Source organism: Paraburkholderia sp. SIMBA_027 (assembly GCF_046535315.1).
In the GTDB taxonomy this organism is placed as follows: domain Bacteria; phylum Pseudomonadota; class Gammaproteobacteria; order Burkholderiales; family Burkholderiaceae; genus Paraburkholderia; species Paraburkholderia tropica.
Genome location: NZ_JAWRWY010000002.1, coordinates 1 through 17,255, shown reverse-complemented (window position 1 = coordinate 17,255; position 17,255 = coordinate 1). Strand labels below are relative to the sequence as shown.

The window sequence follows — 17,255 nt, the reverse complement described above, 5'->3', positions numbered from 1 at the left end:
CGATAAAAAGAGGAACCACGCGATGCGATCAGGCGCACTTGTCATTCTCTACCACCCGAGCGGCGAACAGCTCGCGCGGCTGGCCGCGTTGCGCGACGCGTGCGACGCACTCGTAGTCGTCGACAACACGCCTTATAAGGACGCCGCGAACAACGCCGCTCGCGACGCAGCGCAACGCGACGGCTATACGCTGATTCAGAACGGCAATCGCGGCGGCATTGCGGGCGCGTATAACGTGGGCCTCGCGCATCTGTTTTCGCTCGAAGACAAGCTCGATGCCGTCGCGCTGTTCGATCAGGATTCCGTGGTGCCCGATGCCTATTTTCCGGCGATGCACGCATTCGCAAAACATCAGATTGGACGGCCTTTCATTGCAGGGCCGCGCATCTTCGATGAAAACGACGGGCGCTTTCTCCCCGCGCTCGCGACCAACGGCATCGGCGTGCGGCGCATCGAACTCGACATCGGCGAAACGGCCGACCTGCAACCGGTCCGCTGTGCGTTTCTGATTTCGTCGGGCAGCCTGGTGTCGCGCGAAGCTTATACAGCACTCGGCCGTTTCGACGAAGCGCTGTTTATCGATCACGTCGATACGGAGTATTGTTTTCGCGCGCTCGCGCACAACGTGCCGCTCTATCTCGTGCCCGCGCTCGTGCTGCGTCATCGCATCGGCAACAAGGCGCGCAGACGCATCGGCCCGCTCAATATCCCGACCATGAATCACCCGTGGATGCGCCGTTACTACAGCGCCCGCAACGCGATGGAGATTGCCCTTCAATATGGCCCGCGCTTTCCGGTTGCGTGGGTGCCGAATCTGCTCACGCTTGGGCAAATCGTGCAAGTCCTGCTCGGCGAGCAGGACAAACGCGCCAAGCTCAAGGCCATTCTCTATGGTCTGATCGACGGTCTCGCAGGAAAGCTCGGGCCGCTCGATATCTCGCATCCACGCTGGACCGCACGCCCCACCGTGCAGGAGCGTCGCGGATGAAGACACACGCGATCACGCGCCTGCTTGCGCTCGGTACCGCCACGCTGCTCGCGTGCGCCTGTGTGCCGACAATCACGCCAGCCTTGCAACCGCACACGCCCGATGCGAATGCACTCTCGCGCACGCTGTCCGATACGCCGAAATCGAACAGCGCCGCCGCGTGGCCCGCGCCCGACTGGGTGCGCCAGTTCGGCGATGCGCAGCTCGACCAGCTCGTGACCGAAGCCTATGCGCACAATCCCGATCTGCAAATCGCGAAGGCCCGTATTGGCGTCGCGCAATCGCAGTTGCGGCAGTTTTCGTCGTTGACGGGACTCACGGCCACGGCGGGCGCGACCGTCAACAAGGCGCGCATGCCGCAATCAAACGGCGTCGCCAATGTTTCCGCAAACGGCTACGACATCCCCGTACAATTATTTGGCAATCCTGTTCAATCGCCCTCTTCAATTTTCGTCGCGCTGGATTATCAACTCGATCTCTGGGGACGCAATGCGGCGGCCACGCGCGGGCTGCTATCACTGCGCGATGCGGCACGCGTCGACGCGGAACAGGCGCGTCTCACCCTCGCCATCGCGATCGTCACGCTCTATTGCGATCTGGATCAGGCCTACGCGTTGCGCGATCTCTGGATCGAGAAACGCGACGCGAGCGATCAGATTACCGCCGTGCTGCGCGAGCGCACGGCGCGCGGCATCGATAACGGTTACGACGCCGACGATGCCGCCGTGCGCCGCAACAAGCTCATCGCGCAGATCGAACTCGCCGACGAGCGTATCCGCCTCGCGCAACTGCAACTGGGCGTGCTCTCCGGCGGCGGCCCCGAGCGCGGCCTCGCGCTCGCCAGGCCGCGTCCCGCGAGGCTCTCCCGTCTCGCCGACCAGCCGCTGCCCGCACGCCTGTCCGCCGATCTGCTCGGACGTCGCCCCGATATCGTCGCGGCCCGGCTGCGCGTCGAAGCGACCTACGCCGCGATCGACGGCACGCGCGCCGAGTTTTATCCCGACGTGAACCTCGTTGGCTTCGCGGGCCTGCTCGCGCTGACACCTGGCGCGATGTTCTCGCGCCAGGCGCTCGCGGGATCCGTCGGCCCGGCGGTATCGCTACCGATTTTCGATCGCGGCCGCCTCAAGGCGAAGCTCTCGGGCGACGCGGCCAATGCCGACGTCGCCATCGGGCTCTACAACAAGACCGTCGATACGGCGCTGGGCGATGTCGCGCGCACGCTCGTTTCGCTCTCGACCGTGGATCGCCTCGTGAGCGGCGAGCGCGACGCCACCGACGCCGCGCAACGCTACGTCTCGATCGCCGAAGAGCGGCACCGGCGCGGTCTGCTGATGCAAAAGGACGTGAATACGGCCAGGCTCACGCTCTATGACGAGCGCGCCCAACTGATCGACCTGCAATCGCAGCAGCGCACGCTGCGCATTGCGCTGATCGGCGCGCTCGGCGGCGGCTTCGACGAACGCACGCTGCCCGGACCCGCGATCTCGCATTTCGATGTCGTCTTCCCCTCCCACGATCGGCTCACGGATCGATCCAACGAACGACTCACCAGCGCGCGCGTCGACTAATGCACCACGACCACACCAACCTCCATCCCGATCCGGCCACGCTCGCCGCAAACGCCGCCCTGCTCGCACGCAAGCGCGCGACGCGGCGGCGACGCTTCGCGATCTTCGGCGCGGTCGCCGCCGTCACCGCGCTCGCTGCGGCAACGTACTGGTTCATGGCCGTGCGCTTTCGCGAAGACACCGACGACGCCTACGTCGCCGGCAATGTCGTGCAGATCGCCGCGCAAACGGCCGGCACGGTGATCGACGTCGCCGCCGCCGATACGCAACGCGTGCGCGCGGGACAGCCGCTCGTGCAACTCGACGATGCTGAAGCCTCGGTCGCGTATGCGCAAGCGAAGGCACAACTCGCGCAAGCCGTGCGGCAAACCGCCAACGCGCGCTATTCCGCGACGATGTACGCCGAAGCGGTGAAGGCGCGTCAAGCCGATCTCGATCTCGCACAACGTGCGTTGGCCGCGCGCGATCACGCGTCGGTCGAAGTCGTCTCGCCCGAGGAACTGGCGCGTGCGCGAGCCGCCGTGACGGGCGCCCAGGCGCAGCTCGGCGCGGCGCAGGCTCAACTGGACGCAGCGCGTGCGCTCGGCAGCCGCCTCGCCGTCGAGGACAATCCGGGCGTGATTCAGGCCGTCGCGCAATTCAAGCTGGCGTGGCGCAATCTCAAACGCACCACCATCGTCGCGCCAATCGATGGCGTGGTGGGACAGCGCACCGTACAAATCGGCCAGCAGGTCGGACCGGGTCTCACGCTGATGTCGATCGTGCAATTGCACGGCTTGTGGATCGAAGCGAATTTCAAGGAGGGGCAAATTCGCAATATGCGGGTCGGCCAGCCGGTGACGATCAATTCAGATATCTACGGATCGAAGGTCAATTATCGCGGACGCGTAGAAGGATTTTCCGCGGGGACCGGCAGTGCGTTTTCGATGCTGCCGCCGCAAAATGCGGCCGGAAACTGGATCAAGGTCGTGCAGCGTGTGCCCGTGGTGATTTCGATCGATCCCGGCGATCTGGCCGCGCATCCGCTGCGGATTGGATTGTCGATGCGCGTGCGCGTGGATACGCACGAGCGCGACGGGCATCTGCTCGATTCGGAGACGCCGCTCGCCGCACTGGCGACGCGCGTTCATGACGGCATGGCGAGCGAAGCGCAAGCGGCGGCGGAAAAAGTGATTCGCGACAATCGGGGCGGTTAAGTGGCGAGGAGCCAAAGTCATTGATATTTACCAATAAAATTCAATTCTCCAATTTACACGGGTGAATGTGCATTTCACCCGCGGCCTTTTTCTCGATGCCGGCTTGATATGGATGATTAACTAAAACGGTATTGGACCGTCGATTAAGCGTCGCAGCATGATTTCCCCTGTTAAACAGGAGAAAACGATGCCGCTTGTTCAAATCTCTCTTCTAGAGGGCCGTAGTGACGACCTCATCAAATCGTGCATCAAAGCCGTAGCGGAGGCAGTGCATCAGACCTTAGGTGCGCCATACGGGGCGATCAGTGTTTATGCCGTCGAAGTCCCTCGCGCGCATTGGGCCACCGGTGTGCATACGAAAGACGAACCGGAGACCGCGGCGGCGCAGGCATTGAAACCGGGAAACGAAAAATCCTGAGACCGGGGCAATGTGCGGAGTTGACGGCTACGCTTGCCCACGCTGGTTTGCGTAGCCATCGTTGAGATCTTCGGGGCGCGCAGCCTGCTGCGCATTATCACCGCTACAGAATCTGAAATGCGACTGAGAAACATCGGTATCGCCGGCAAATTGAGTATCGGCTTTGGAATCGCCATTTTTTCGTTGTGTCTCATCGGCGGCCTCGCGCTGCTGCAAGTGTCGCGCATCTATCGTGGAACCGATGAACTGGCAAACCAGTGGCTACCCGGCGTGCAGGCGCTGGGCGAAATCCGGGCATACATGAATGACGCCCGGCGCGCGTCGCTGGTCGTGGCAATGGCGTCGGACGCGAACACCCAGGCATTATTCGCGCAGAGGCGAAACGACGCGCTTGCATCGCTAAACAGTGCGCTCGGCAAGTATGAGCGTGTCGTTTCGTCGCCGGAACAAGTGCAATTGCTTAACGACTTTAAAGGCGCCTGGTCCTCGTATCTGGACGTCGACACCCGGCTCAACGCGTTAGCGCAGGGTGGCGGCGACCAACTGGAAGCGGCAAGAAAGCTGGCGAGCGGCGATTCGTCTCCACGCTTCATGGCCGCTGCGGATATCGTCACGCGCGATGTCACGCTCAACCGACAGGGTGCGGATCATGCCGCCGCCACAGCGGCTTCCCGTTATCGCACGACGCTCGTTCTCACCGCGGCATTGATCGCTGGTGCAATCGCACTCAGCGTCATCGCCGCCATGCTGATCACACGCTCTATCGTGGTGCCGCTACGCCGTTCGCTCGAAGTTGCGAGCACGGTCGCTCAGGGCGATCTCACGTCGGTGATCGTCGTCGACGGAGACGACGAAACCGGCCGGTTGCTGCGCGCGCTGCACACGATGAACGAGGGCCTCGGCGACCTCGTCGGCCGCGTGCGAAACGGCAGCGAGAGCGTGGCCTCTGCCTCCGCCGAGATTGCGGCCGGCAACACGGACCTGAGCCAGCGCACCGAGGAGCAAGCGGCCTCGTTGCAGGAAACGGCGGCCAGCATGGAACAACTGACGTCCACCGTGAAGCAGAACACCGAGAATGCACGCCGCGGCAACACGCTTGCGGCCAGTGCGTCGGAGGTGGCGGCGCGCGGCGGCGCCGTCGTGAGCCGCGTGGTCGGCACCATGAAGGACATCAGCACGAGTTCCGCAAAAATGGCGGACATCATCGACGTCATCGAAGGCATTGCATTTCAGACGAATATTCTCGCGCTGAATGCGGCTGTCGAGGCCGCACGCGCCGGAGAACAGGGGCGAGGCTTTGCGGTGGTCGCGGGCGAAGTGCGCACGCTGGCGCAACGAAGCGCAACGGCTGCGCGGGAAATCAAGGAGCTCATCGACGCTTCCGCAGAGAACGTTCGTACCGGCTCGCAACTGGTGGAGGAAGCCGGCCAGACGATGGACGACGTGGTGCATTCGGTCAGGCAGGTCGCGGATCTGATGGCGGAAATCTCGGCGGCATCGTCGGAGCAGCATACGGGCATCGAGCAGGTCAATGTCGCTGTTGCGCAGATGGATCAGGTGACGCAACAGAACGCGGCGCTGGTCGAGGAAGCGAGCGCGGCGGCCCATTCGATGGCGCAACAGTCGAGTTCGCTGCGAGACCTCGTGGCATTTTTCAAGCTTCGTGGCGCGGTCGTCGCTGCGGGGCGATAGGCGCTTGCGCCTGACGGTTCGAGACGGCGCTCCGGTCGGGAATGAAATTCGCTGAAGGCGTTATCAACGCGAACCGCAAGCGCATCTTCGCCGCGCACGTTCCGTCCAGCGTGATTGTGCAGACAATTGCACGGGGCGTGCACGATGCCACGAAGCGCCACGCCAATCGGCTCGCGAACGCTCTGGAGGCGCGAATGCAGGGAACCCACGTCCGGCATGCGACCGATGCGACCGAGTGCGCTGCACAAGCGGAAATCGACGCCGCCCTGCACGGCTTCGAATTGCCACTCGATGCCGTCAGTCTTCCCTCGGCTGCCTATCGACTTGTCGAGGCCTGCCCGGCGTTGCCTCAGCCCGGCGGCGGCAATACGCTGGCGCGCTGGCGCTCGCTCGCGGCGGTCGCCGCGCATGACCTGCCGCTGGTGAAGATCTTCGAAGCACACGCCGACGCCATCGCCATCCTGACTGAACTCGGCGGAGATCGGCCGCAATCCGCAGAGGCGGGCCCTGCCCTCTGGGCCGTGTGGGCCGCGCGGGCGCCGCACAACGATCTGCGTGTTACGTGGCAAGAGGGGCAGCGAGTCCGGCTCTCGGGTACGAAGCCATGGTGCTCCGGCGCGGCCTTCGTCACGTTCGCGCTCGTGACCTGTGTCGACGATGATCAGCAAGACTGGCTCGCCGCGCTGCGCGTCAAGCAGCCGGATGTACAGGTCAGCACGCGCGGTTGGAATGCGGTCGGGATGCAGGTCACGCAAAGCGTCGAGATCGACATGGAGGGCGCGGACGCGATCCTCATCGGTCCGCCCCGCGCTTACCTCGAACGGCCCGGTTTCTGGCACGGCGGCGCAGGTATCGCCGCCTGCTGGTACGGCGCCGCGGCAGCGCTCGCGGGACGCTTGCGCGAAGCCGCCGCGCGACGCAAAGATCCGCATCTGCACGCCCATCTGGGCGCGGCCGATGCGGCACTCGCCTCCGCACGCGCATTGCTGCGTGAATCAGCGCAATGCATTGACGCGGACCCCCACGCTTTTGGATCCGCCGCTGCATTACGGGTTCGCGCCGCCGTCGAACAGGCCTGCGATGCCGTCCTGCGTGCAGCCGCGCGTGGCCTGGGCGCCGGGCCGCTCTGCCAGGACGCGTGGTTCGCGCACATGACGTCCGACCTTTCCGTGTTCATGCGCCAGAGTCACGCCGAGCGCGACCTCGCGTCGCTTGGCGGCACGCTCGCCGAGATCGGCGAGGACTGGCAGCTATAAACGCGACAGGAGCGCAAATGCAGACCCAGCGTGACGAGGATGCCGCACGATTTGACGCAGCATTCCAGCTCGATTCCGATCCGTGGCGCTATCGCACCAGTTGGTACGAGGCGCGTAAGCGGGCGTTGATGGTGGCGGCGCTCCCGCGAGCAAAATACCGACGCGGTTTCGAACCCGGCTGTGCGACCGGGGAACTCTCCGCGCTGCTTGCCGATCGCTGCGACGAATTGCTGTGCGCTGACTTCGCGCCGCGCGCCGTCTCGCTCACACGACAGCGGCTGGACGATTGGCCCGCCGCCCAGGTGGAAACGCGCGCCATGCCGCAGGACTGGCCCGCAGGCCGCTTCGACCTGATCGTCATCAGCGAGTTTGCCTACTATCTCGACGAAGCGCGTTGCCGCGCCCTCGCGCGACTCGCGTGTTCATCGCTCGATGCTGACGGCGCACTGCTGTGCTGCCACTGGCGACACCACGCCGACGACTTTCTCATAACCGGCAACGCGGTTCACAGCCTGTTTCGCGAGTCCGCGCACGCCGCTTCGTTACAGCATACCGTGCACGTCGACGATGCGGATTTCACACTCGACGTCTGGTGCGCCGATCAACTCAGCGTCGCCGAAAGAGCATCGCTGATGTCGCGCTCGCGCGGCGAAAACGACGCGCCCTGATATCTGGGCCACTCCACGCGCCAGAAATGTTCCGGTTCGGACAGATCGGCGGGAATGTCCTCGCCAAAGGCCTGAAGCTGACTGCCGTAATCCCGCACCGCGAGCTGCTTCAAGCGCAGCGCACGCGTGCTTTCGCGCTGCGGAGTCCACGAAGCATCGAACGCGGTAACGCGCAGTCCGGCGGCTGACAGTTGGTCGAGGCGTGCCGCCGTGATGCCCGGCACCGTACGATGAATCGCATCTTCGTAGACGATGCACGACTGCACGGCCCGCGTGCGCAGCAACGCGAGCCATGCATCGGCCACGCGCAGGTGATCGGGGTGCCTCAGCCCGAGTGGAACGACAAGACTGGATCGATCGAGCGGCTCGAAGCAAGCGAGCAAAGCCCTCGCCACAGTGCGAACGGAAGGCAGTTCGCCGTACTGGCCGTCGAGAAATGGCAGCCGGATCGCCCGCGCGCCCAGACGCGCGAGCGCGCGTGCGTCCTCTCGCGTGCGGGCGCGCATCGCCGCGGACGAATCGCTGAAGCCCGCCGCTGCATCCCACGGTTGAATCTGCGGCGCCCGTGGCGTACCGGCGAATACAGTGCAGACCGTGGCGCCGGGTGGCGAAGCCAGCAGCGTGGCACATCCAAACACCGCATCGTCCAGATGGGGCGACACGACAAAGAGCGATCCGACGCCGCTATTCATGGTGCTCCCTGCCCTGAAGCGTCTCGTTCAGCGTAACGCCTGCGGGCGCACACGCAACCCCGCTCGACCATGACGACAAGGTATCGCCAAAACCGCCGCGAATCCGGAAATCGGTGCGCGCGCTCGTCGTCACGCGCGGCGCAACGCTCCAGGCGATTCTCGCGCCGTTCGCCGTCAGCCGCTCCACGAGCGCCACATCCTCGCCACACGCGAGCGGAGGAAACCCGCCTGCGCGTTGATACGCCTTCGCGCACACGCCGAGGTTGGCCCCATGCACGTGGCGATGTCCGTCGACGCTTCGGTAATGGGTCGACCACGTTTCGCGTACACACGGTGGATGCGCGCCCCAGTCGTCGACTTCGACCGCTCCGCAAACGACATCGGCACGCAGTGCGAGCTGGGCCACGATCCAGTCGGGCGCGACGCATGTGTCGGCGTCCGTCATCGCCAGCCAGCGTGCGCCCAGCGCGATCAGATGACTTGCGCCCGTCGCGCGCGCGATGCCCACGTTGCGCGCCTGCACCGTCAGCGCGGTTGCCCCGAATGCCTGAGTGACGCAGGCCGAGTCGTCGGTACAACTGTCGAGCACGACGACGATGCAGACAGATTCGCCCATCAGCTCGACATGCCGCGCGGCCAGGGCAGCGGCGAACAGGCATCGCCCGAGCCAGCTCGCCTCGTTGTGTGCAGGTATCACGACGCCGATCATTGTCCACTCCTTGGCATGATGAGCAGAGAGCCGATGGCTCTTTCGCGACCCCAATGCATTTTCGGTGCCCGGGTTCTAAATCGAGTGGCGGCGTCCAACGCGTCGTTGGCAGGGCTTAAGAAAAAAGCACGGCACGCCGTTTGCGACGTGTTTTCGTTTTGCGTTGTTTCATTGAAAATGAAACGGTCAGAAGCGCCATTAAAACTGCGCTCGCGACCGGTCGACATTTAAAAATCGTACGAAATCGTCACCTGCGCCGATAAAGGCGGACTTGGCGTCAGCGTGTAATCGAACGTCGCCGCCGAGCCGCCGGTGTAGTACTTGCGATTGAACAGATTGAAGATATTCAACTGCGTCTTCCAATGCCCTTGGCGATAAGAGGCCATCGCATCGGTACGCACATAACCCGCGAGTTTAAAGCTGTTGGGTAGCGTCGCCTCGCGTGGCCCGACATAATAAACACCCGCGCCAATCCGCAAGCCCGGAACGGACTCCGGATCGTAGACGGTCCAGAGGCTCGCACTGTTGCGCGGAACATTGCTCAGAATGTCGCCCACCGGATACGTCGTGTCGCTCGTGACCTTCGCAAGCGTATAGGCGTAGCTCACGATGGCCTTCCATCGCGGCGTGATATTGCCGGTGATATCCAGTTCCACACCCTGGCTGCGCTGCTTGCCGGTGAGCACTTCGAGCAAGGGATTCGTGGGATCGGTCGTGAGAATGTGATTCCGGTTGATATTGAAAACCGCCAGATTTGCATTCAGGCGATCTTTAATCAGTTCCTGCTTCACGCCGATTTCGAATTGTTCCGCGACCTCCGCCGCATACGTGACGTTGCTGCCGCTGTGACCGACATTCGGTGCGTAACTACGGCTCCAGTCGGTGAAAAACGACGTGCTGCGCGTGGGCTGCCAGACCAGGCCGACGCGCGGCGAGAAAGCCGTCTGCTGACCTCGCCCGGTCGGCTCGCCTGCTTCGTCGGCACTATTGATGAAACGGTCCGCGCGCAATCCGACCTGAAGCTTGATCTGTCGAGTCAGATCGATCAGATCCTGCACATAGACGCCGTAATCCGCGCCGCGCCCTTGATGTCCGGGCAATGCGTCCCCCGCGGTCAATCCAGATGTGTAGCTCGGGTTGAAGAGATCCACGTTCATGGTGGAAACCTGCGAGCCGCCGCTGCCGACTTCCAGATACCCGTAATCCACACCGGCCAATAGCGAATGTTTCAGGCTGCCGGTGAAGAAGTCGCCGACCAGTTCGGCACGGGCGGAATACTGACGCGAAAATTCATTCGCGCCGCTGTAGACGGCGTATTCGAGCAGATTGTCCGTGGCGGTCGTGCTGTCGGGGAACGACTGCGTTGAGTGCTGGCGCGCGTACGCGTACTGCCCGGCGAGGCGCAGTTTCCAGTTCTGCGAAAGTTCGTGCTCGAACAACAGCGTTTCGGACCAGGTGTCGTTACGGCCGTAGTCGCCATCGACGCCCGGATAGACGCCGCTGCGAAGTCCGTAATAGCGGCTGCGCGAAAGCGCCTGATAATTGTCGACCGCCGGCACGCCGAAGTCGAATCCGTCGCGATTCAGATGATTGAATTCGCTCAGCAACGTCACGGACGTGCCGTGATGGTTATTCCAGGTGATGGCCGGTGCAATAGACCATGACTTGTAGCCGCCGTTGTCCTGAAACGTCGAGTTCGTTTCGGCAGACGCATTGAGCCGGATGCTCAGGTCGTCGTTCAGCACGCGGTTCACATCCACCGTCGTGCGCGCGAGGCCGTAGCTTCCCGCCGTCGCGCTGACTTCGCCGAAATTCTCCTGCTCGGGTCGCTTCGAGACGGTGTTGATATAGCCGCCTACTGCGCCGATGCCGCCATAAAGCGCACCCGCCGGGCCCTTGAATATCTCCACGTTGTCGATATTCTGCACATCGCGAAACGCGTAATAGCCATAGTTGCGGAAGCCATCGCGCAAGCCATTGCTCTCGCTGAATCCGCGAATATTGAAGAACGTCGCGCCGTTGCCGCCGTAACTTGCTTCGGCGTGCACACCGCTTACGGTATCGGCGACCTGATCGATGCTCGTCACGCCACGGTCCTGCAGAACCTCGGACGGCACGACCTGAATGGATGCAGCGTAGTCCTTGATGGGCGTGTCGGTCCTCGTCGTGCTGCTCGACGTGGGCGCGATATAAGGCGAACCGCGCGTGCCCACCACCGATATCGGCGCCATGACCGGGTCCGCGGCGCTGCTATCGCTCGAAGTGGGCGGGGCCGATTCCGGTTCTGCCGCGCGTGCTTCAGGTATCACCGCGAGTGCCGTCATCAGCACGGCCAGCACCGCACGGACAGGTGCGGCTTCAGGACGTGCACGCAATGTAAAAAGATGCGGTTCGGCGCGGTGCGTTCCGGACGCGCGCGTGCCGACGACGCCCGCGCGCGGCGGTCGTTGTTGGGTCTTCATGTTGTCGATTCAGCTAAAAGAAATGGTCGTGCATGCGCGGCGCCATCGCGACGCGCAGCAGGGAGACGGCATTTAGCTGAAAAGCGGCGGCGCCCGCGAAAGGGGCCGGAAATGAAGTGACAGGCGCACCAGCGGGCGCGTCGATACAGCACGCCACGACTGCGTCACACGGGTCAGCGTGAACAGAGCAATCGCGAGCGCGATGCCCACGCACGCGACGACCAGCGCGGCGCTGAACGGACAAAGCCCGTCGTCGCCGGTCATGGCGCCGTGATCGTGTGCGGGCGAACCCGCCATGCCGGACATGTCCATGTCGCCGTGCATCATGCCCGCCATGTGAGTCATGTTCATGCCGGGCATGACATCGGACATCTTCACTGCCGCGCCGGAATCACCCGCGAACATCGGACCGTGCCCGGAACACATCACGAGTGCAAAATCGCCCTGCGCCACGGATGCCGGATCCAGCATGACGGCGCCCGGCAGCAGCGCGCGTACAAGGAGGACAGCCACAGCAATCAGGAACCATGCCCGATTCGCCATGCCGCCTCGCAGCAGGAATCGGCGAAAGGCACTCATGGCGCGCATTCTATCCGGCTTTCAAATTCCTAAGGGATAAACAGAGCAGCGTGAACGGGCTTTCGCGATTCGGTGCTGCTGCACCGCCGCTGCCCCGCTGCTCCATGCGGCGAAAAGCGTGCTTCAGCGACCACTTGGTTCATCGACGCGACATTCCGTCTCACACGCGGACTGAGCCTGGTCCGAGTGCACATTCGCTACCGCAATGTCGAGAGAGTGAGCTACCATGCGCGCATGACTGCACTCGCACGCACTCGAAAACAACTCGGCACATGGCTAGCCTTGCTCGCCATGTGCCTGATTGTGTTCGCGCCGCTCGTCAGTCAAATGCGTGCTTCGGCGCGCGCGGCGTCGCCCGACGCGGCGCTCTGCTCCGCCGGGCCGCCGATCCATAGCCATGCCGCTGTAGCGGACGATCCGCTCGCGGCCTGTGGCTATTGCAATCTGCTCGCCACGCCCTCGGCGCCGCCGCCTCTTGCGCCATCCGTTGCGCAATGGCTGCCGCTTTTTGCGGCTGTTGTCGTCATGCCCGCATTGCGGGCCGACTTCCCGACGCTTCCCTACTTTGCGGGTTATCCGCGCGCCCCGCCGTCTGCGCACTGAAGCGTCGCCGCGCGCTTCACGTCCCCCGCTTCACGTCCTTATTCGCACGATCGACACGCCAGGCCCGGGCCTGCGCCTGCGCTCGTCCGCGCGCCGTCGTCGCGCAAACGCTTTCGATAACGCATCATGCAAAAACCGCTTTTAACCGCGGCGTCCGCCCCATGGCGACGCGCCGCCGTGACGGCTTGCGCCGTCCTGACGCTTTGCGGTGCGCTCGCGCTCAGCGGGTGCAATCAGCAGCCCGTACTGTCCTTCCAGAATCTGGACATTACGGGCAATACGCAGTTTTCAGGCCAGTTTTCCCTGCCGGATACCAACGGACAAACCCGCACGCTTGCGGATTACCACGGCAAGATCGTCGTGATGGTTTTCGGCTACACGCATTGCCCCGATGTTTGCCCGACCACGCTGGCCGAACTCTCGCAGGCGATGCAGCAACTCGGCCCCGAAAAAGCCGCGCGCATTCAGGTGCTGTTCGTGACGCTCGACCCGCAACGCGACACGCCTTCCGTGCTCGCACAATATGCGGCGGCCTTCAATCCATCGTTTCGCGCACTGCGTCCCGCAGACGATGCGCAACTCAGAACGCTGGCCGAGGACTTCAAGCTGGTCTTCGAAAAAGTCCCCGGTACGAACGCGGACAACTACACCATGAATCACACGGCAGCCAGTTTTGTTTTCGACGCCGACGGCAAATTGCGCCTGTATGCACGCGACGCACAGGGTGCGACGCCGTGGGTTCACGATCTGGGCGGATTGCTGAAGCCCGCTTAATCGCAATGTATTTCCAAAACCTTATCCACTCAAAACTGGAGATTCACCATGTCCGCTCTTTTCCGTTCGCTCGCAACGACGTTCGTCCTGTTTGCCGCTCCAATCGCCGCAATGGCCGCGACTGACTCCGTCATGGTGTCGGATTGCTGGATTCGTTCCATGCCCGGCGACGTGCCTTCGGGCGGCTATTTCAAACTCATGAACATGAGCGACAAGCCGGTCGATCTCGTTGGTATTTCAACGGAAGCGTTTGGTATGTCGATGCTGCATCAGACGCAAAGCAACGGCAGTACCTCGAAGATGATCATGGTCGACAAGGCCACCGTTCCTGCAAATGGCACGCTCGAATTTGCGCCCGGTGGCTATCACGTGATGTTCGAGCACGCGAAACATCCACTCAAAATTGGCACCAGCATTCCGGTGACCTTTGCTTTCAGCGACGGCGAGAAAGTGTCGGCGCAATGCGATGTGAAGAACGCTGCGGGGAAATAAATTCCACGCGGATTTCATAGCATCGAAAATAACGCCGCTGCCGAATTGTCTGGCTGACATGCGTTTCCGCGCGTCAGCCAGATCATCGCTTCGGCTTACACGTACAACGCAGCCTCGCGGTCGCCTGCGGGCAACTGCACGACGACGCCGGACTCGCTCGCCTGCTTCGCCAGGCCGCCCGCATCGCGCAGCTTGAGCGTCGCACTCGCGCCATCGGCGAGTTCGAACAGATGCAGTTCGCTGCGCGACGCGTAGTTGTCATCCGGGCGCTGATCCGTAGTCCCGATCGCGAGCAGCGTATTCGGCCGCACGTACACCGGCAGACTCAAAAAGCCGTGACGCTCGCGCAGCCACCTGCTGCCCGCAACGGTTTTACTCGTGAAGAGATGCGTCCAGCGGCCCTCGGGCAGCCAGAAGTCCACGTCGCCGATCGCGTTGAACACCGGCGCGACCAGCAGCGCATCGCCGGGCAGATACTGACGATCCAGTTGATCGCGGGCCGAATCGTCGGGAAACTCCAGCAGCATCGCGCGCAGCATCGGCGTGCCATGCTCGACCGCCTGTTGCGCGGCATCGAACAGAGACGGCATCAGACGCGACTTCCATTCGGTGAAAGGGCGCACGACCTCCACGGCTTCGTTGTCGAACAACCCTGGCACGCGATACGACTTGCTGCCGTTCAAACGGCTATGGCTCGACAGCAGCCCGAACGCGCACCAGCGCGTGTAGACATCGGCGGGCGCCGTATGCTCGAACCCGCCGATGTCGTGGCTCCAGAAGCCGAAGCCGCTCAGGTCGAGCGACAGCCCGCCGCGCAGCGTTTCAGCTATCGATTCGATCGTAAGTCGCGCTGCAATCGCCGCCCCAATGCACGGGCAATGGCTGGCTGCCCACGGTGCCGGATCGCGCGAACACCCCGGCCTCACCTTCGCCGCGCACTTCGCGCAGCACGTCGAGCAGCACCTTGTTATAAAGGTAGCTGTAGTCGTTGTGCATCTTTTGCAGATCGGAACCGTCGTGATAGATCACGTCGGTAGGAATACGCTCGCCGAAATCCGTCTTGAAGCAATCGACGCCCATCTCCAGCAAGCGTCAAAAATGCCCCGCGTACCACTGCCATACCTCACCATCAGGTTTGCGCAGCTAATAGCCCTTCTCCATGCCTTCGGCAAACAGCGGCGCGCCCGTCCGCTGGCCTTATGGTGGAGCAGTGAGCCGGGGCGCGCGATGCGTCCCCGACGCCGCACAGCATAACGGGAAGTGGCTTTAAAGCGGCACGTCTTCGATTAGCCGCGCTTTTAACGCGCGAATACGCTGATCGACGAAATAGCCGCCGCCTTCGGTATAGCGCAGATAAAGCCGGCCGCACTGCGTGCATTTCCACACGCCGCAGCGGTTATAGGGAAAGTAACGCGGGGCAATGGGCGCTTCGTCGGACCAGTAACCGTGGTTTTCCGGCAAATATTCGGAAAAAGTCGGTTCTGCCTCATCTTCCGGAATGAGTGTGCCGATCTGTTCGAGTTGCCGCTCGTCGAGCGAAAGTGGCTGCGATTGCCAGCCATCGAGCGGTGTTTTTGTGCAGCCGCACACGGGGGCGTCGGCGTGCTCCGCGCGTTGAGCGAGTTCGAGTAATGCAGCGGCGTCGAGGTATTGGGGCATGGCGCGAGGAGGAGTCTGCGATTGAGCCTGATTGAGCCAGAGAGACATCGGTGTCGAGCGCGCATCTTAACGCCAATAGCGATTACGCTCATTTTTCGTTTCGCGCGCTTCTGTTTCGCGTTATTTCCGATGCGGAATTCGGGCGTTTTATGCGGCTTCGCACAACGTGCAATACGTGTCTTGGCCCCATCAAATCCCCGCAATTTCGGCAATTCCACGTCGATTTTCAGCGAAATTACCTCAGGGCTTTCACCAAGTTTTCATTGGATTGCCATCGTGCGACTCTATGTCTCAGTGCCACTTCCTATGGAGACAGGCATGCACGCTGAAACGCTCAAGAACGCAAAGGTCGCCGTTTTCCTCAATCGGTCGGCGCTGTGTATGTTGCTGTTGCCAGCTGCCTGCCTTTCATGGGCACTCCCCGCGTACCCTCCTCAAGACGCTTTCTGGTTCTGCTTCGTTCTGGCCACTTTTTCCTGGCCGTTTGCAGGAGTCCTGTTCATTGTCTCGGCCGGATTTCAGTCCGGTAGACGTGCCGAGCGATTCGAACATGACGCTGGTTTCAGGGAAGCGCACGGTCATTGATCCGCGTTTTGCCTGACCAGTCAGCCGGTCACGCTTCGCAATCGCCAGTCGAACAAAAGCCTCCTGTTTTCAGGAGGCTTTTGAACAATACCTGGTTATCCGAACGATGTTCGCAAACCAGACGTTTTTAAGCGGCCGGTGCAAATTCGTGTAATCAGTTTTTGTGACAACAGACGCGAGCCCAACGCTCGCACCCTGCCCGAGCTGGAGTGCGTTGTGTGCGCTGTAACTGTGCGCCGGGAACCGGCGTCGGCGGAACGCGGAGGTTTCTGGCAGTTAGTTGCATCTTCATCCGCACGCCATCACCCGGCGCGCGCGTCGCGCTTGTCTGCCGATTTCCCGCCCGCGTTCTGCGAAATAATCCGCGCAATCTCCGCATCGGCTTCATCGCCATACTTCTCGAACACGTTCGTCTCGTACACCGTGTTCTGCGCGTTGCCGAGCTGGCTGCCCGCATCGTTCTTGATGTCGACATCGACCTGCATCGACAGACCGATACGCAGCGGATGCTTCTGCAGATCTTCCGGATCCAGCGAAATACGCACCGGCAGACGCTGCACCACCTTGATCCAGTTGCCCGTCGCGTTCTGCGCCGGCAGCAGCGAGAACGCCGAGCCCGTGCCCGCCGAGAAGCCCACCACCTTGCCGTGATACACCACCGACGAGCCGTACACGTCCGCCGTCATTTCCACCGGCTGGCCGATGCGCATGTGCTTGAGCTGCACTTCCTTGAAGTTCGCGTCGATCCACAGCGAGTTCAGCGGCACCACCGACATCAGCGGCGTGCCCGGCGAAACGCGCTGGCCGACCTGCACCGAACGCTTCGCCACATAGCCCGTGACCGGCGCGGGCAGCGTGTTGCGCGCGTTCGCGAGGTAGGCGTCGCGCACCTTCGCGGCGGCCGCCATCAC

Annotated in this window: 19 protein-coding genes; 11 read left to right on the top strand and 8 right to left on the bottom strand. The window is 62.7% G+C overall.

The window, feature by feature from the left end; all coding sequences use genetic code 11:
* Nucleotides 1–22: 22 nt before the first annotated feature.
* The 7 genes from SB764_RS03015 (at nucleotide 23) to SB764_RS02985 (ending at nucleotide 7,789) form a co-directional block, all read left to right on the top strand.
* Nucleotides 23–988, top strand: a complete 966-nt coding sequence (locus tag SB764_RS03015) for a glycosyltransferase family 2 protein (RefSeq protein ID WP_124261742.1) — start codon at nucleotides 23–25, stop codon at nucleotides 986–988.
* On the top strand, nucleotides 985–2,559 hold the full coding sequence (locus SB764_RS03010) for an efflux transporter outer membrane subunit (protein WP_410862625.1): 1,575 nt from the start codon (nucleotides 985–987) through the stop codon (nucleotides 2,557–2,559). Before SB764_RS03015 ends, SB764_RS03010 begins: the two co-directional genes overlap by 4 nt.
* On the top strand, nucleotides 2,559–3,755 hold the full coding sequence (locus SB764_RS03005) for an HlyD family efflux transporter periplasmic adaptor subunit (protein ID WP_321858330.1): 1,197 nt from the start codon (nucleotides 2,559–2,561) through the stop codon (nucleotides 3,753–3,755). The genes SB764_RS03010 and SB764_RS03005 overlap by 1 nt, the downstream gene beginning before the upstream one ends.
* A 187-nt stretch (nucleotides 3,756–3,942) precedes the next feature.
* Entirely contained in the window at nucleotides 3,943–4,173 is a 231-nt protein-coding gene (locus SB764_RS03000) for a tautomerase family protein (protein ID WP_074987413.1), read from the top strand.
* A gap of 117 nt (nucleotides 4,174–4,290) precedes the next feature.
* Nucleotides 4,291–5,865: a methyl-accepting chemotaxis protein gene (locus tag SB764_RS02995; protein ID WP_184853158.1), complete on the top strand. Its 1,575-nt coding sequence runs from the start codon at nucleotides 4,291–4,293 to the stop codon at nucleotides 5,863–5,865.
* Nucleotides 5,866–5,906: 41 nt separating this feature from the next.
* Nucleotides 5,907–7,121 carry an acyl-CoA dehydrogenase gene (locus SB764_RS02990; RefSeq protein WP_410862623.1) on the top strand — a complete coding sequence of 405 codons (1,215 nt, stop codon included), beginning with the start codon at nucleotides 5,907–5,909 and terminating at the stop codon, nucleotides 7,119–7,121.
* A 17-nt stretch (nucleotides 7,122–7,138) separates the two neighbouring features.
* Nucleotides 7,139–7,789, top strand: a complete 651-nt coding sequence (locus tag SB764_RS02985) for an SAM-dependent methyltransferase (protein WP_410862621.1) — start codon at nucleotides 7,139–7,141, stop codon at nucleotides 7,787–7,789.
* On the opposite strand, the gene SB764_RS02980 is transcribed toward SB764_RS02985, so the two are convergent.
* From SB764_RS02980 to SB764_RS02970, 3 genes are all read right to left on the bottom strand, one after another.
* Nucleotides 7,723–8,481: a PIG-L family deacetylase gene (locus SB764_RS02980; RefSeq protein ID WP_074987417.1), complete on the bottom strand. Its 759-nt coding sequence runs from the start codon at nucleotides 8,479–8,481 to the stop codon at nucleotides 7,723–7,725. The two genes, SB764_RS02985 and SB764_RS02980, sit on opposite strands and share 67 nt — an antisense overlap.
* Complete coding sequence (locus SB764_RS02975; RefSeq protein WP_065058324.1) at nucleotides 8,474–9,190, bottom strand: glycosyltransferase; 717 nt, start codon at nucleotides 9,188–9,190, stop codon at nucleotides 8,474–8,476. Before SB764_RS02975 ends, SB764_RS02980 begins: the two co-directional genes overlap by 8 nt.
* A gap of 227 nt (nucleotides 9,191–9,417) precedes the next feature.
* A complete protein-coding gene (locus SB764_RS02970; RefSeq protein ID WP_410862619.1) occupies nucleotides 9,418–11,421 on the bottom strand; it encodes a TonB-dependent receptor in 2,004 nt (667 codons plus the stop codon).
* Between SB764_RS02970 and SB764_RS02965 the strand changes: the two genes are divergently transcribed.
* On the top strand, nucleotides 11,396–11,728 hold the full coding sequence (locus SB764_RS02965; protein WP_161495572.1) for a hypothetical protein: 333 nt from the start codon (nucleotides 11,396–11,398) through the stop codon (nucleotides 11,726–11,728). The two genes, SB764_RS02970 and SB764_RS02965, sit on opposite strands and share 26 nt — an antisense overlap.
* On the opposite strand, the gene SB764_RS02960 is transcribed toward SB764_RS02965, so the two are convergent.
* On the bottom strand, nucleotides 11,725–12,231 hold the full coding sequence (locus tag SB764_RS02960; protein ID WP_156773645.1) for a DUF2946 family protein: 507 nt from the start codon (nucleotides 12,229–12,231) through the stop codon (nucleotides 11,725–11,727). The genes SB764_RS02965 and SB764_RS02960 overlap by 4 nt on opposite strands.
* A gap of 186 nt (nucleotides 12,232–12,417) precedes the next feature.
* On the opposite strand from SB764_RS02960, the gene SB764_RS02955 reads away from it, so the two are divergent.
* From SB764_RS02955 to SB764_RS02945, 3 genes are all read left to right on the top strand, one after another.
* Entirely contained in the window at nucleotides 12,418–12,834 is a 417-nt protein-coding gene (locus SB764_RS02955; RefSeq protein WP_321944134.1) for a DUF2946 domain-containing protein, read from the top strand.
* 126 nt (nucleotides 12,835–12,960) lie between these two features.
* Nucleotides 12,961–13,608, top strand: a complete 648-nt coding sequence (locus tag SB764_RS02950; protein WP_410862616.1) for an SCO family protein — start codon at nucleotides 12,961–12,963, stop codon at nucleotides 13,606–13,608.
* 48 nt (nucleotides 13,609–13,656) lie between these two features.
* Entirely contained in the window at nucleotides 13,657–14,100 is a 444-nt protein-coding gene (locus SB764_RS02945) for a copper chaperone PCu(A)C (RefSeq protein ID WP_110329597.1), read from the top strand.
* Nucleotides 14,101–14,195: 95 nt separating this feature from the next.
* Here SB764_RS02945 and SB764_RS02940 read toward each other — a convergent pair whose 3' ends face one another.
* From SB764_RS02940 to SB764_RS02925, 4 genes are all read right to left on the bottom strand, one after another.
* On the bottom strand, nucleotides 14,196–15,026 hold the full coding sequence (locus SB764_RS02940; RefSeq protein ID WP_410862614.1) for a TIM-barrel domain-containing protein: 831 nt from the start codon (nucleotides 15,024–15,026) through the stop codon (nucleotides 14,196–14,198).
* Nucleotides 14,923–15,180 carry a TIM-barrel domain-containing protein gene (locus tag SB764_RS02935; RefSeq protein ID WP_410862612.1) on the bottom strand — a complete coding sequence of 86 codons (258 nt, stop codon included), beginning with the start codon at nucleotides 15,178–15,180 and terminating at the stop codon, nucleotides 14,923–14,925. The genes SB764_RS02940 and SB764_RS02935 overlap by 104 nt, the downstream gene beginning before the upstream one ends.
* Nucleotides 15,181–15,366: 186 nt before the next feature.
* Nucleotides 15,367–15,759 (bottom strand): hypothetical protein, encoded by a 393-nt coding sequence (locus tag SB764_RS02930; RefSeq protein ID WP_065058315.1) that lies wholly within the window; start codon nucleotides 15,757–15,759, stop codon nucleotides 15,367–15,369.
* Between the two features lie 887 nt (nucleotides 15,760–16,646).
* Nucleotides 16,647–17,255 (bottom strand): HlyD family efflux transporter periplasmic adaptor subunit (locus SB764_RS02925; protein ID WP_410862610.1); only part of this gene is annotated, 609 nt, incomplete at its 5' end.